A 14,237-nucleotide genomic window follows, 5' to 3' on the forward strand; every position below is an offset into this window, starting at 1 on the left:
CACGATACCTGTCGCAGTCGCAGCCGAACCTGGCCGGTCACGGCAGCCGCGGGACCTCGCCGATCAGGCCGACGGAGGTGAGGATCCGCTCGCTCTGGCCGCCCGAGTGCGTGATGGTGGCGCCGTCGTCGTGGACGGTGAGTTGCGTGCGGTGGTGGCGCAGCGCCTCCGCGACGCGCGGCAGATAGCCGCCCAGGTGGAACCACCGGTCGGCCCGCTCGCGGTCGGGCGTCAGGCGAGCGAACGGGAGCCCGAGTTCGGCCGCGGCGGCCTTGGCGACCTCATACATCCGCACGTGGTCGGGGTGTCCGTAGCCGCCGTCGTCGTCGTAGCTGACGACCAGGTCGGCCCCGGTGCGGCGCAGGAAGGCGACCGCGTCGGCCGTCTCCTCCGCAAGGTCGGAGAGGGTCAGTGAACGCTCGCCCGCCTGGTCGCCAGGGCCCGCCAGCCCCTCCCTGATCCAGCGCATGCCGGAGTCGAGGTAGCGGCGCGGCTCGGCGCCGGCCCTGGCGGGAGGGTTGCCGAGGTAGCCGTGGGTGCGGACCCCGAGCTCAGCCAGAGCCCCCGCGAGTTCGGCCTCGCGGCGCTCCTGCAGTTCGGGGGTACCCTCCAGCCGGGTGAGCGGGCCTGGGACGACGCCGCCCATCTCGCCGCGGGTCGCGGTCAGGACTGACACGTCGAGGCCCTCGTCGATCAGGTGTGCGATCAGCGCGCCGGAGGCGAGCGTCTCGTCGTCGGGGTGCGCGTGCAGGAAGGCGACCCTGTGGACGCAGCAGGCGGAGACGGCGCGCCGGTAGGCGGCGAGGGTGCGCTCCGCGACCCGTGCCCAGGACATCTCCTCGGCCCGTTGCCTGCCGGTCGCGCCGAGGTCGGCACGGCGCTGCGGGTCGCGCAGCAGCGAGGCGATCACGTCGGCCCACGCCTGCGGGTCGTGGCTGGGCACCAGCAGCCCGGTGTGCGTGTTGCAGATGGCCTCGGTCAGCCCGCCCGCGGCGGCCGCCACCACCGGGACGCCGGAGGCGGAGGCCTCGAGCGCGACCAGCCCGAACGTCTCGGAGTGCGATGGCACCAGCACGATCGCCGCGTGGCGCATCGTCCGGGCGAAGTCGGCGCGGTCCTGGCCGGGCAGGAAGGTGACGCTCCCCGTCAGGCCACGCTCGGCGACGAGACGGTGCAGTTCGTCCTCGTAGTCGGCGAAGTCCGGGGAGGCCTCCCCGACGACGACCAGGTCGGGTCGCAGATCCTCGGGCAGCAGCGCGACGGCCTCGATGGCGACGTCGGGGGCCTTCAGTGGCTGGAGGCGGGCGCCGAACATCAGGTAGCCGGGGTCGACGTCGGGCGCGGGCGTCCACGCCTCGTCGGGCTCGGCGGGATGGAAGAGCACGGTGTCGACGCCGGGTTGGATCACCACGACCCGCTCGGGGTCGGCCTGGCAGCGTCCGATCACCACCGCGGCCTCGTGGCGCGAGACGGCGACGATCAGGTCGGACTGGGTCGCGCAGACGACCTCGCCCGCGAGCCGCGCGGGGGACTCAGCGGGCTCGCCCTCGCGCAGCGACGAGTTGGGGTGCGCCGCGACGGAGTGGAACGTCATCACGTGGGGGATGCCGGCGGCCCTGGCGAGCGGGAGCGCGGCGACGCCGGACATCCAGTGGTGCGAGTGCGCCACGTCGAAGCCCTCAAGCGAGCCGAGGTTGGCGCGGAATTCCTCGATGTGCGCGTCGATCTCGCTCTTGGGCAGCGGGCGAGCGGGGCCTGCATCGATGTGGTGGACGATCAGGCCGTCGTCGAGCGTGACCGTGGCGGGCTGGTCGAGGTCGGAGCGGCGCGTGAAGAACTCGACGTCGGCGCCGGAGGCCTGCAGCGCGACGGCCAGCGCGCGGATCAGGACGTTCATCCCGCCCGCGTCGGCGGTGCCCGCCCGCTCGGCAGGGGAGGTGTGCAGTGAGATGAAGGCGACCCGCATGCCGGTCACGCTACCCGCTTCACAGCCCCGACAGCGCCTCCCGCACCTCGACGACCAGCGCGCGGGAGTGCAGTTCCGCGGCCTCCCGGTCGCCCGAGGCGATCGCGCGGGCCAGTTCGTCGTGACGGTGCAGCGCCTCCCGCTCGGGGAAGGCGGGCTGGTAGCCGAGCCGGGTCCGGCCGACCAGCACCTCGCCGATGGCGTCGCTGAGCGCCGCGAACATCTCGTTGCCGGAGGCGTGCAGCAGCAGCGCGTGGAACTCGATGTCGGCGTCGAGGAAGCCGGGGAGGTTGCCCTCGCCCGCCTCGCCGTAGCGACGCAGGGTCGCGGCCAACTCGAGGAGGTGTTCGCGCTGCTCCGGGGTCGCCCGGTCCGCGGCATGGCGTGCGGCGGCGGGTTCGACGGCGGCGCGCAGTTCGGTGAGCGTGCGCAGTTGCGCGTCGTGCCCCGTCGAACTCAGTTGCCAGGCGATGACCTTCGGCGAGAAGACGTTCCACCTGGCGCGCGGCAGCACCCGGATGCCGATGCGCGGGCGCGCCTCGACGAGGTTGAGGTCCTCGAGCGAGCGCATCGTCTCGCGCGCCACCGTCCGGGAGACCTCGAAGCGGTCGCTGAGTTCCTGGAGGGTGAACGTCATCTCGGGGGCGATGGTGCCGTCGACGATCTCGGCGCCGATCCGGTCGAGGACCGACTCGGCCAGCGGCGCGATCCGTGGCGTTGGCATGTGCTCAGGGTACCGACTGGCCAGCGGCCCCGCCCGCACGGTTGGGGGAGGGTCAGGCGTTGAGCAGTAGTCCGTGTTCGATGCCTCAGAACGCCGATGTGAACGTTCGCGGTCGCAACGAACCCGCAATGCTGCTCAACGCCAGACCCGCCCACCGCGCCTGCCCACGGCGCCATCGGTGACGAATCAGCCCTAGCCCCTTGCATTGATAACACCAATGTGTAATGGTATGACTATTGAAGAAGCCGACGACGGCTTCCGGTACAAGGGAGTACTTCTATGGAAGATTGGACTCAGACACTCACGGCGGGGCCGCTGCTCGGCATCGCGGCCGCCGCCATCGCGCTCATCCTGTTCCTGGTCATCAAGTTCAAGATGCACGCCTTCCTCGTGTTGATCATCGTGTCGCTGGCGACCGCGCTCGCCACCGGCCTGCCGTTCGCGCAGATCGTGCCGACGATGATCACAGGCTTCGGCGGGACGCTCGGATCGGTCGCCCTGCTCGTCGGCCTCGGAGCGATGCTCGGCCGACTCGTCGAGACATCGGGCGGTGCGCAGTCCCTCGCGGACGCGCTGATCCGGTTCTTCGGTGAGAAGCGGGCACCCTTCGCGCTCGGCTTCGCGTCGCTGATCTTCGGCTTCCCGATCTTCTTCGACGCCGGCCTTGTGGTGATGCTGCCGATCATCTTCGCCGTCGCGCGTCGCATGAAGGCGCCGGTGCTGCTCTACGGCCTTCCCGCCGCTGGCGCGTTCTCCGTGATGCACGTCTTCCTGCCGCCGCACCCCGGGCCGATCTCCGCGTCCGGCCTCTACAGCGCCAACGTCGGCTACGTCCTGATCGCGGGCCTGATCGTCGCGCTGCCCACCTGGTACCTCGCCGGCTACCTGCTCGGCATGTGGATGGGCAACAAGTGGAAGCTTCCCGTCCCCGACCTGCTCTCCGGCGGTCGCCAGGACGACGACCAGCCGACCAACCCGCCCAGCGCTGGCACCATCGTCGCGCTGATGCTGCTCCCCGTCGCGCTGATCTTCCTCAACACCGGCCTCAACATGGCCGGCAGCCTCGGCGCCGTCGACCCGAAGGCGACCTGGGTCGAGGTGCTGCGGATGCTCGGAGAGACCCCCGTAGCGCTGCTGATCTCGGTGTTGGTCGCCTCCGTTGTGCTCGGCACCCGCCGTGGCAAGAACGGCACCGCCATCGAGAAGACCCTCGACAGCGCGCTCGGCCCCGTCTGCTCCGTGATTCTCGTCACCGGCGCGGGTGGCATGTTCGGCGGCGTGCTGCGCGCCTCCGGGATCGGCGACGCGCTCGCCGACCTGATGGGCGACCTCGGCATCCCGCTTGTCCTGGCGGTGTTCCTGGTGGCCGTGATCCTCCGCGTCGCTCAGGGCTCGGCGACCGTCGCCCTGGTCACCACCGCAGGCCTGATGGCGCCCGCCGTCGCCGCCGCCGGGCTCAACGACTTCCAGTTGGCCGCCATTGTGCTGGCCACCGGCGCAGGCTCCGTCGCCATCTCGCACGTCAACGACTCCGGCTTCTGGCTGGTCGGCCGACTGATGGGCATGGACGTCCCGACCACCCTGAAGACCTGGACGGTGATGGAGACGGCGATCGCCGTCATCGGTTTCGCGATCTCGGCTGGCATCTTCCTCCTGGCGGGGCTGCTGTGATGTCGCGACCCGTGCACGTGGTGGTGATGGGGGTCGCAGGGACCGGCAAGACGACCATCGGGCATGGCGTCGCCCAGCGGTTCGGCCTCGAGATGGCCGAGGGCGACGACTTCCACTCGGAGGCCAACAAGGCGAAGATGGCCGAGGGTCACCCCCTGACCGACGACGACCGCTGGCCATGGTTGGGGTCGCTGCGGGACTGGATGACCGGCCATGCAGACGAGGGTCGCTCGACCGTGGTCGCCTGCTCCGCGCTGCGCGAGGGCTACCGCGACGTGCTGCGCGAGGCCGACGGCGACGTGTTCTTCGTGCACCTGGTGCTCCCAGAGGACGTCAACGCGGACCGGCTCGCCGCCCGGAAGGGCCACTACATGAAGTCGGGAATGCTCGACTCCCAGTTGGCCACCCTCGAGCCGCTCTCCGAGGTTGAGGACGGCGTCGAGGTGCTGAATACGGGCAAGCCGGAGGAGGTTGTCGCCGAGATCAACCAGGCGCTCAGCCTCCGGTTCCCGCAGCTCGACTGAGCACGGAGGTCTTGTGCCCGGCGCTGGGCAGGTGCTAATGTTTGGCGTCGGGTCGCAAGGCCCACTGCGCGCGTGGCGGAATGGCAGACGCGCTGGCTTCAGGTGCCAGTGCCCGCAAGGGCGTGGAGGTTCAACTCCTCTCGCGCGCACAACCCACAAGGCCCCAGGAACATCCTGGGGCCTTGTTGCCGTTCCGGGGCGTCGGTTGGGGCGGGGCTAGGCTCGCGGGCATGGGTAAGAGCATGGACGGGCAGCTCGCGCGCCTCGTCGAGCTCGCCGAGGCGGGGGCCGACGACGACGTCCGGCGCGCGATGCTCGCCTGGAGCCCCTCGGAACTGGTCGCCGCCCAGTGGACCGCGCGGAACGGCTACCACGGCATCTCGACGATCGACGGGGTCGGCATGGGTGCGTCCTGGCTGCTCGGACTCTCGCGCGACGGGCGCTGCCGCGAGGCCGCCGTCGTGCGGATGTCTGCCGATGCGTCGCCGCTCACCGACCGGATCCTCGCGCTGCTGCTCTCCGACCATGTCCGACAGGTGCGTGAACGGGCGGACCGGGTCGCACGCTCGCGGCTCGACCGGGCCCGCGCGTCCGCGTCGCTTCCCGTGCTGATCGCGCTGCGCGACCGGGTGCTGGGTGCCGAGGCCCTGCGCGGCTACTGCGAGGCGATCGTCTCCGAACTCGACGCCGAGCCCTGGACGCTCGCCTGGCTGAGCGACGACAGACAGACCCGACGCTGGGCCGTTCGCTCGTGGATGGAGGGACGCCGTCCGCTCGGGGAGGTGCTGCAGCGGCTCGACACCGAGCCCGACCCGTCGGTCGCCGCGATCTACGTGGGCCACGTCATCTGGCGGGCGAAGGCCGCCGACGCCGAGCCGCTCGTCGCCTCGGGCAACGCCAGGGTGCGGGCCGCGGGCGTCTGGCTGACCGCCGATCCCGTCGGCTCGGGGATCGACGCGCTGCTCGGCGACCGGTCGAGGCTGGTGCGCGCCGCGGCGCAGCACCGGCTGACGTCGGCCGGGGTGGACGTCGCGGCGTGGTACCGGCGCTGGTGGGACTCCTCCCAATCGCCGCGCGCGCTCACCGGGCTGGTGGAGGTCGGCGCGGAACTCGACCGCGAGGCGCTCCTTGGGCTGATCTCCGAACGCGAGCCCGGAACCTCGGCGACCGCGGTGCGGGGGCTCGAGTCCCGCCGCCTCGACCCCGACACCTTCACCCTGCTCGCGGGGCTGCTGCGCGACCCGATGCTCGGCCCGACCTCCGTGGCGACCCTGCGCCGCTCCGGTGGATGGAGTTACGACGACCTCGCCCCGGCGTGGGCACGCGCGGACGCGGCCACCCGCGGTCGACTTGCGAGGGCCCTTGCAAGCCGCGACGGCTGGGACCGCGTCCGGGCAGGCCTACTCGCGGCGTCCGATCCCGACCTCGGTCACCTTGGCGCCGACCTCGTCGGCCAGGCGGCGGTGCTGCGCAGCCCCTACGTCCGAGAGCCCTATCAGGACGACCCGGAGCGTCGCGCCGACCTGGAGCGACTGCTCGGCGAGGCAGACCTCGACCTTCGTCTGAGGCGCCTCGTCGAGGAGCGGGCAGGCCTTGAACTGACCCCGGAGCCGAGCAGGCTGGACGGCTGGTCGTCGGCGCACGCGGCGCTGCTGCTCGCGCTTGCTGGCACGGGCCGACTGCTGCGCCCGAGCCTTCCGCTCGCCGCGGTGCGCCGCTCGGCCGCCTTCGCGATCGGCATCCAGCTGGGCGCAGACGAACTCGACGAGGCGGTGCGCAGGCTGATCGGCGCTGGCCTGGTCGTCCCGCCCCGCGGAGACGACCTCGCACTGACGTCAGAGGGTCGCTCGCTCGTGCGTGGGTTGCACGCCCACGCCCCGGGCGCCGTCGAAGAGGCCCTGGCGAGGCTCGAGATCCGCGCCTGAGCGCGCGCCGACCCGAGAGGGCCGGCGCGCGGCGGATCAGCGGGCCAGCACGTCCTTCAGCCAGCTGATCTGACGAAGCCGCTGCTGGAAGGCGCCGCCCTCGTGGTCGTTGAAGTCGTAGGTGGCGATCGACTTCTCGGCGGCGTAGGAGTGGTAGGCCGCGAAGATCGTCGACGGCGGGCAGACCTGGTCCATCAGGGCCGCGGAGAAGAACGCGGGAGCCTCGGCGCGCTTGGCGAAGTTCACGCCGTCGAAGTAGCTCAGCGTCGAGAAGACGGTCTCGACCGCGCCACGGTGGATCGACAGGTAGCGGGTGATCTCCGCGTAGGGGTCTCGGTCGCAGATGTCGACCGCGCGGCGGTAGTGGCACAGAAACGGCACGTCAGGCATCGCGCCAACCAGTTCGGGGACGAGCCCCGCCACGGCGAGCGCCAGCCCGCCGCCCTGGCTGCCGCCGTTGACGGCGACCCGCTCCGGGTCGACCCCGGGCAACTCGCGCACCGCGTCGGTCGCCCGGACGGCGTCTGTCATCAGGCGTCGGTAGTAGTACGTCTGCGGGTCCTCGATGCCCCGGGTCATGAAGCCGGGCGTCTGCGGGCCTGAACCGTGCGGATCGCCGGTCGCGCCGCCGGTTCCCCAGTTGGAACCCTGGCCGCGGGTGTCCATGAACAGGTGTGCGAAGCCCGCGGCTGCCCAGTGCAACTGCGCGCCAGGCAGGTCGCGCCCGCCGCCGTAGCCGATGTACTCGACGACCGCGGGAAGCGGCCCCTCCGCGCCCTTCGGCAGCGTCAGCCACGCCTTGACGGGGTCGCCCGCGAAGCCAGCGAAGGTGACGTCGAAGATGTCGAACGAGGTCAGGGGGGAGTCGACGCGCTCGGCTTTGACGTCGCTCGGCAGCGAGCGCGCCTCGGTGAGCGTGTCGCCCCAGAACTGGTCGAAGTCGTCGGGCTCAAGCACCTGGGGCCGGTAGTTGCGCAGCTCATCCAGGGTCATGTCGGTGCGTGCCACGGGGGAGTTCCTCTCGTCAGTGGGCGTCGGTGCCGCTGGGGGCGGTCGAGTCGAGCACTCTCAGGAGTGGAGCGTAGTGCGCCTCGACTGCCTCGCGATAGGCCTCCAGGTTCCCGGCGCGCGCAGCGTCGAGCATGTCCTGGTGGGCGCGGACGGTGTCGTCCATGTCGCGCGGCGTCGGGACCCCCAGCCTCGGGCCGACCAAGGTGTAGACATCCCAGAAGGCGGCCACGAGTTGCCGGTACAACTCGTTGCCGATCAGGCTCGCGATCTGCAGGTGGAACTCGCGGTCCTCCGACGCGAAGTTCTCCTTTCGCTCACCCTTGATGGCCATTTCCCGGCATACCGTGCTGAGTTCGCTGGCCTCCTGCCCGGTCAAATGCGCAACGACTTGGGGCGCGATCGCCAGATCGAGGGCCAACCGCACCTCGACGACGTGGCGGAGCGTCTCGAAGTCGCGGCCGGGGAGCACGACGCCCTTGAAGGTCAGTCCCTCCACCAGCGGACGCAGGGACATCTCGCCGACGAACATGCCGGTCCCGTGCCGCACCTCGATGATGTCGAGCGTAGCCAGCGTGCGAATGGCCTCCCGGAGGTTGGCCCGCGAGACGTCCAGGAGTTCCGCGAGTTGGGCCTCCGTCGGCAGGGGATCGCCCGGCTTGAGGCCACGGGAGATGATCAACTCCTTCACGGCGTCGATGCTCTGGCGCAGCCGTAGGGGTTCACGAATTCTCGCCATTTTCACTCCCTGGTGTTGACTGATGACCCTATTGTGGCAGAGTATTCGGATATCAGATGTCTGATAACCCCCGAGATTTTCGTGTCAAGGAGACTCAATGATGAATCCCACCCCGGTGCCCCGACGGGATCTGTTCAGGTACGCGGGCGCCTTCGGAGCCGCCGCCGCGTTCACCGCGACCCTTTCGGCCTGCGGCAAGCAGGCGCCGATCAGCACCCCGCCCGCCACTGCCGGCTCAGGCAGCCCCGCCGCATCGGCAGCCCCAGGGGGCGCCGACGGCACCATCACCGCCGCGATCTCCTACGAGCTCGGCACCAACGGCTACGACCCGATGACCACGACCGCCGCCCTCACGCAGGCCGTCAACTGGCACACCCTCGAGGGCCTCACCGAGCTGAACCCCGCCTCGCGCGAGGTCTACGCCGCGCTCGCCGCCGACCTCCCCAAGCAGGTCGACGACACTACCTACGAGGTGACGCTGCGCGACAAGGCCGTGTTCCACGACGGCTCGCCCGTCACCACCGATGACGTCGCCTTCTCGTTCGCGCGGGTCCTCGACCCGGCCAACAAGAGCCTGTTCGCCTCCTTCATCCCGTTCCTGGAATCGGTCACCAAGAAGGACGACACGACGGTCACCGTCAAGCTGAAGTACGCCTTCTCGCTGGTCGCCGAGCGCCTCTCCGTTGTCAAGATCGTCCCGAAGGCCGCCGTCGAGAAGGACGCGAAGGCCTTCGACCTGAACCCCGTCGGCAGCGGCCCCTGGAAGATGACCGACAACGGCGCAAGCTCGCAGCAGGTGGTCTTCGAGCGCAACGACGCCTACAACGGCCCGCATCCGGCCAAGGCGAAGTCGATGACCTGGCAGATCATCCCCGACGACTCGACCAGGACCAACGCGCTCAGCTCCGACACGGTGCAGGCCATCGACTCGGTCCCCGCCGCCAACCTGGCGACCCTGTCCCAGACCAAGTCGGTCGCCGCTGAGCAGGGCTTCGGGCTGCTGTTCGCCATGTTCAACTGCGGCCTCGCGCCGATGGACGACGTGCGCAACCGCCAGGCGGTCATGTACGCCCTCGACTACGAGAAGATCTGCAAGGTCGGCATGTCCGACCTCGCGACCCCCGCGACGAGCTTCGTCCAGAAGGAGCACCCATCCTACAACGCCGCGAAGGTCCAGTACCCGGGCGGCGCGGACAAGGCGAAGGCGCTGCTCGCCGAGACGGGTCTGAAGAAGATCCGCGTGCTCGCCTCCGACCACGGCTGGTTCGCCAGCGTCCGCCCGATGATCAAGGAGTCGCTCGAGGCCGTCGGCCTGACGGTCGACTACCAGGAGAAGAAGTCCTCGGACGTGTACGCGACCATCGACTCCGACCCGAACGCCTTCGACGTGGTCATCGCCCCCGGTGACCCGTCGGTGTTCGGCGACGACGCCGACCTGCTGCTTCGCTGGTGGTACACCGGCGACACCTGGACCGACTCGCGCATGCACTGGAAGGGCCAGGAGTCCTACACCAAGGTGCAGGGACTGCTCGACACCGCCTCCAAGTCGACGGGCGACGAGCAGAAGAAGTCCTGGTTCGAGATCTACGACGTGGTCAGCGAGGCCGTGCCGATGTACCCGATCTTCCACCGCAAGGCCCCGACGGCGTTCGACTCGAAGACACTCCAGGGCTTCAAGCCGATCGCGGTGACCGGGCTCTCGTTCGTCGACGTGGCCTCGTCCAAGTAGCACACGACGCTTCCAGCACCATGACGTCGGAAGGGGTGGCGTGACGCTCACGCCACCCCTTCCGCACGCCCATTCCGGGCTGATCGCCCACACCTCCTCTGGTTAGGAGCCCTCAGTGTCAAACCTCCTCCGCCTCCTCGGACGACGCCTCATCGCGTTGCCGATCATGGTGCTGGGTGTCACGCTGCTGGTGTTCGTCGTGATGTCGTTCTCCAGTGCCGACCCGGCCCGACTCGCCCTCGGCGAGAGCGCCTCGGCCGACGCCCTCCAGGCCTACCGCGATGCGCACGGCCTGTCCGACCCGATGTTCGTGCGCTACGGCCGTTACCTCGCGGGCCTCGTCCAGGGCGACCTCGGCGAGTCCTTCACCGGGGTGCCGATCTCTCAGTTGGTCGCCAAGAACTTCCCCGTCACCCTCCAGATCACGCTCGTCGGTCTGCTGATGGGCGTCGCCCTCGCGCTCGTGCTCGGCGTCGTCGCCGCGCTCTACCGAGACAAGTGGCCCGACCAGGTCATCCGGATCTTCTCCATCGCGAGCCTCGCGACGCCGTCGTTCTGGCTTGCGCTGCTGCTGATCCAGGCGTTCGGCAACGTCCCGGGCGGCACCTACACCTTTCCCGCGGTCGTCACAGAATGGGTCAAGTTCAGCGCCGACCCGGGAGCGTGGGCGACGCAGATCTTCCTCCCCGCGTTCGCCTGCGCCATCCCACTCAGCGGCTCGCTGACCCGCGTGGTTCGGACCTCGATGGTCGAGGAACTGGACCGCGACTACGTCCGCACCGCGATCGGCGCCGGCGTGCCGCGCACGGAGGTCGTCGCACGGAACGTGCTGCGCAACGCGCTCATCACGCCGCTGACGGTGCTCGGCCTGCGCATCGGCTACATGATGGGCGGCGCCGTCGTGATCGAGATGATCTTCAACATCCAGGGCATGGGCCAGTTGATCTTCCAGGGCATCACCCGCAACGACATCAACATTGTGCAGGGCGTCACCATCACGGTCGCCATCGCCTTCATCGTCATCAACATGGTCGTCGACCTCCTGTACGTGCTCGTCAACCCGCGAATCAGGAGCATCTGATGTTGTCCTCCGAATCCCGCAAGAAGCTCTCGCAGGCCGGGCTGCGGTTCCAGGGCATCCGCAGCCTGCCGATCGGTTCAAAGATCGCCGTCGGGGTGCTGGTGCTGATGGCCCTCGTGGCGATCTGCGCCGACTTCGTCGCCCCCTACTCGCCCAACGCGGCAGGCCTCGTGCCGCCCGACATGGTCGTGCAGCAGGAGGTCAACATCGAGGGCATCGGGACCCAACTGCTCCCCGACAACGCCATCGCCCCCAACTCGATGTTCTGGTTCGGCACCGACGACACCGGCCGCGACACGTTCTCCAGGGTCATCTACGGCGCGCGGGTCTCGCTGATCGTCGGCCTCGCCGCCACGGCGCTCGCGCTCGTGGTCGCCGCGATCCTCGGCTCGATCGCGGCGACCGCCAACAAGGTCGTCTCCGAGGTCCTGATGCGCGTCCTCGACGTCATCATGAGCTTCCCCGGCATCGCGCTGGCCGCCGTCATGGTGACGGCGCTGTCGTCGCGGCTCCCGATTCTGCCGGTGGTGATCATCTCCATCGCCTTCCTGTATGTGCCGCAGTTGACCCGCGTGGTGCGCGCCAACGTGCTCGCGCAGTTCGGCGAGGACTACGTCTCCGCGTCGAAGGTGATGGGGGCCAGCACCCCGTGGATCCTGATCCGGCACGTGGCCCGCAACTGCCTCGCGCCGATCATGGTGTTCGCTACGGTGCTCGTCGCCGACGCGATCGTGTTCGAGGCGTCGCTGTCCTTCATCGGGACGGGCATCACGTCGGTGAACACCCCCACCTGGGGCAACATGCTGAGCGAGGGCAAGGCCCTGCTGCTCTCGGGGCACTGGTGGGCCACCTTCTTCCCGGGCCTGTTTATCCTCATCACGACGCTGAGCCTCAACGTCCTCTCGGAGGGGCTCACGGACTCGCTCGCCTCGCCGAAGATCAAGGCGCGCGTCAACGTCCAGGCCGACGAGGAGGCCGAGGCCGGCGCGGCGGCGGGCATCGCCGCCTCCTACGAGACGCAGACCGCCTCCCTCAACTCGCGCCTCACCGCCCTTGAGGTCGCCGAGTTGGCCCGCGAGGACCGCCTGGTGCTCCCGCACCCGGACGCCGAGCCGCTCCTCAAGGTCGAGAACCTGTCGATCTCCTTCCCGGAGGCGCACGGCACCGTCAAGATCGTCGACAACGTGTCCTTCTCGGTGCGCCCCGGCGCGACCATGGGGCTGGTCGGCGAGTCGGGCTGCGGCAAGTCGATCACCGCGATGGCGATCATGGGGCTGCTTCCCCCGACCGCCCGCTTCGAGGGGTCGATCACGTTCGCGGGCCGCGAGCTTCTCGGCATGGGCGAGAAGGAACGCAACGCCCTCCGGGGGCACGAGATGAGCATGATCTACCAGGACGCGCTCAGCTCCCTCAACCCGTCAATGCTGGTCCGCGCCCAGATGAGGCAACTCACCAAGCGCGGCGGCCAGCGCTCCGCTGAGGAACTGCTCGAACTCGTCGGCCTCGACCCGGCGCGCACCCTGAAGTCGTACCCGCACGAACTCTCCGGCGGGCAGCGGCAGCGCGTGCTGATCGCCATGGCGCTGACCCGCAACCCGCGCCTCGTGATCGCCGACGAGCCGACCACGGCCCTCGACGTGACGGTGCAGGCCCAGGTCGTCGACCTGCTCAACGACCTGCGCGAGAAGCTCGGCTTCTCGATGGTGTTCGTGTCGCACGACCTGGCGCTCGTCGCGAAGGTCGCCCACCGGATCACCGTGATGTACGCGGGGCAGGTGGTCGAACAGGCCACCACGAGCGAACTGCTCACCAACCCCGTCCACGAGTACACGCGGGGCCTGCTCGGCGCCGTGCTGTCCATCGAGGAGGGCAAGGGGCGACTGCACCAGGTTCCCGGTGTGGTGCCCTCCCCGCGCGAGTTCGTGCCGGGCGACCGGTTCGCGCCGCGCTCCTCGCACCCCGGGATCGGCCGGACCGAGAAGCCGACCCTGCGGCCGGTCGACGGCGTCGACCACGTCTACGCGCGCACCGACGAATTGGTGGCAGCGCTCGCGAAGGAGAACGACCGATGAGCAGGACCGCCGTGATCGAACTCGACGACGTCCACGTCGTCCACAAGGCCCGCACGGGAACGCTGTTCAGGCGCGACCGCGTGCACGCCGTCAACGGCGTCAGCCTCTCCGTCGGCAAGGGCGAGACGCTCGGCCTCGTCGGTGAGTCGGGCTGCGGCAAGTCGACCCTCGCCCGCGTCATGGTCGGCCTCCAGCCGGTGACGAGCGGACGGGTGCTGCACCAGGGCGTCGAGACAAAGCTCAACGCCGCCGGACGTCGCCGCCTCGGACGGTCGGTCTCCGTGGTCTTTCAGGACCCGGCGACCGCGCTCAACCCGCGGATGCTGGTGCGTGACACCCTGCTCGACCCGTTCGCGGTGCACGGCATCGGCACTCGCGACGAGCGTGAGGCGCGCGTCGAGGAACTGCTCGACCTCGTCGGGCTACCCCGCTCCGCGCTCGACGTGTTGCCGCGGCAGATCTCCGGGGGACAGCGCCAACGCGTCGCGATCGCGCGTGCCCTGACGCTCAACCCAGACGTGATCATCGCCGACGAGCCGACCTCCGCGCTCGACGTGTCCGTGCGCGCCCAGGTGCTCAACCTCCTGATGGACCTCAAGGAGCAGTTGGGCCTCGGGCTCGTGTTCATCAGCCACGACATCAACACCGTCCGGTTCATCTCCGACCGGATGGCCGTGATGCTCGCTGGAAAGATCGTCGAGACCGGCCCAGCGGAGAAGGTCTTCACCGCCCCCCAGCACGACTACACGCGCACGCTGCTGAGCGCCGTGCCATCCCTTCTGTAGATTTTCCGATTGG

11 protein-coding genes and 1 tRNA gene are annotated in these 14,237 nt (G+C 69.7%); 8 read left to right on the top strand and 4 right to left on the bottom strand.

Annotated elements, in window-relative coordinates; genetic code table 11:
• Positions 1-37: 37 nt before the first annotated feature.
• Together BW730_RS16920 and BW730_RS16925 are read right to left on the bottom strand one after the other, a co-directional pair.
• Positions 38-1,966: a glycosyltransferase gene (locus tag BW730_RS16920; protein WP_077687710.1), complete on the bottom strand. Its 1,929-nt coding sequence runs from the start codon at positions 1,964-1,966 to the stop codon at positions 38-40.
• Positions 1,967-1,985: 19 nt separating this feature from the next.
• On the bottom strand, positions 1,986-2,690 hold the full coding sequence (locus BW730_RS16925) for a FadR/GntR family transcriptional regulator (RefSeq protein WP_077687296.1): 705 nt from the start codon (positions 2,688-2,690) through the stop codon (positions 1,986-1,988).
• A gap of 279 nt (positions 2,691-2,969) precedes the next feature.
• Here BW730_RS16925 and BW730_RS16930 point away from each other — a divergent pair, with 279 nt between their 5' ends.
• The 4 genes from BW730_RS16930 to BW730_RS16945 all read left to right on the top strand — a co-directional run bounded on the left by BW730_RS16930 (position 2,970) and on the right by BW730_RS16945 (position 6,810).
• Positions 2,970-4,361 (top strand): GntP family permease, encoded by a 1,392-nt coding sequence (locus BW730_RS16930; protein ID WP_077687297.1) that lies wholly within the window; start codon positions 2,970-2,972, stop codon positions 4,359-4,361.
• On the top strand, positions 4,361-4,885 hold the full coding sequence (locus BW730_RS16935; protein ID WP_077687298.1) for a gluconokinase: 525 nt from the start codon (positions 4,361-4,363) through the stop codon (positions 4,883-4,885). Before BW730_RS16930 ends, BW730_RS16935 begins: the two co-directional genes overlap by 1 nt.
• Before the next feature lie 66 nt (positions 4,886-4,951).
• Positions 4,952-5,034 (top strand) — tRNA-Leu (locus BW730_RS16940).
• Between the two features lie 81 nt (positions 5,035-5,115).
• Positions 5,116-6,810, top strand: coding sequence for a hypothetical protein (locus BW730_RS16945; RefSeq protein WP_145952948.1), 1,695 nt, complete (start codon positions 5,116-5,118; stop codon positions 6,808-6,810).
• Positions 6,811-6,846: 36 nt separating this feature from the next.
• On the opposite strand, the gene BW730_RS16950 is transcribed toward BW730_RS16945, so the two are convergent.
• Both BW730_RS16950 and BW730_RS16955 read right to left on the bottom strand, forming a co-directional pair.
• Positions 6,847-7,818: an acetylxylan esterase gene (locus tag BW730_RS16950; RefSeq protein WP_077687300.1), complete on the bottom strand. Its 972-nt coding sequence runs from the start codon at positions 7,816-7,818 to the stop codon at positions 6,847-6,849.
• 16 nt (positions 7,819-7,834) lie between these two features.
• Complete coding sequence (locus BW730_RS16955; protein WP_077687301.1) at positions 7,835-8,557, bottom strand: FadR/GntR family transcriptional regulator; 723 nt, start codon at positions 8,555-8,557, stop codon at positions 7,835-7,837.
• 97 nt (positions 8,558-8,654) lie between these two features.
• On the opposite strand from BW730_RS16955, the gene BW730_RS16960 reads away from it, so the two are divergent.
• The 4 genes from BW730_RS16960 (at position 8,655) to BW730_RS16975 (ending at position 14,224) form a co-directional block, all read left to right on the top strand.
• Positions 8,655-10,286, top strand: coding sequence for an ABC transporter substrate-binding protein (locus BW730_RS16960; protein ID WP_077687302.1), 1,632 nt, complete (start codon positions 8,655-8,657; stop codon positions 10,284-10,286).
• 115 nt (positions 10,287-10,401) lie between these two features.
• A complete protein-coding gene (locus BW730_RS16965) occupies positions 10,402-11,367 on the top strand; it encodes an ABC transporter permease (RefSeq protein ID WP_077687303.1) in 966 nt (321 codons plus the stop codon).
• Positions 11,367-13,439, top strand: a complete 2,073-nt coding sequence (locus BW730_RS16970; RefSeq protein WP_077687304.1) for a dipeptide/oligopeptide/nickel ABC transporter permease/ATP-binding protein — start codon at positions 11,367-11,369, stop codon at positions 13,437-13,439. Before BW730_RS16965 ends, BW730_RS16970 begins: the two co-directional genes overlap by 1 nt.
• A complete protein-coding gene (locus BW730_RS16975; protein WP_077687305.1) occupies positions 13,436-14,224 on the top strand; it encodes an ATP-binding cassette domain-containing protein in 789 nt (262 codons plus the stop codon). The genes BW730_RS16970 and BW730_RS16975 overlap by 4 nt, the downstream gene beginning before the upstream one ends.
• Positions 14,225-14,237: the final 13 nt, after the last annotated feature.

Origin of the sequence: Tessaracoccus aquimaris, assembly GCF_001997345.1 — a bacterium.
Lineage (GTDB): Bacteria > Actinomycetota > Actinomycetes > Propionibacteriales > Propionibacteriaceae > Arachnia > Arachnia aquimaris.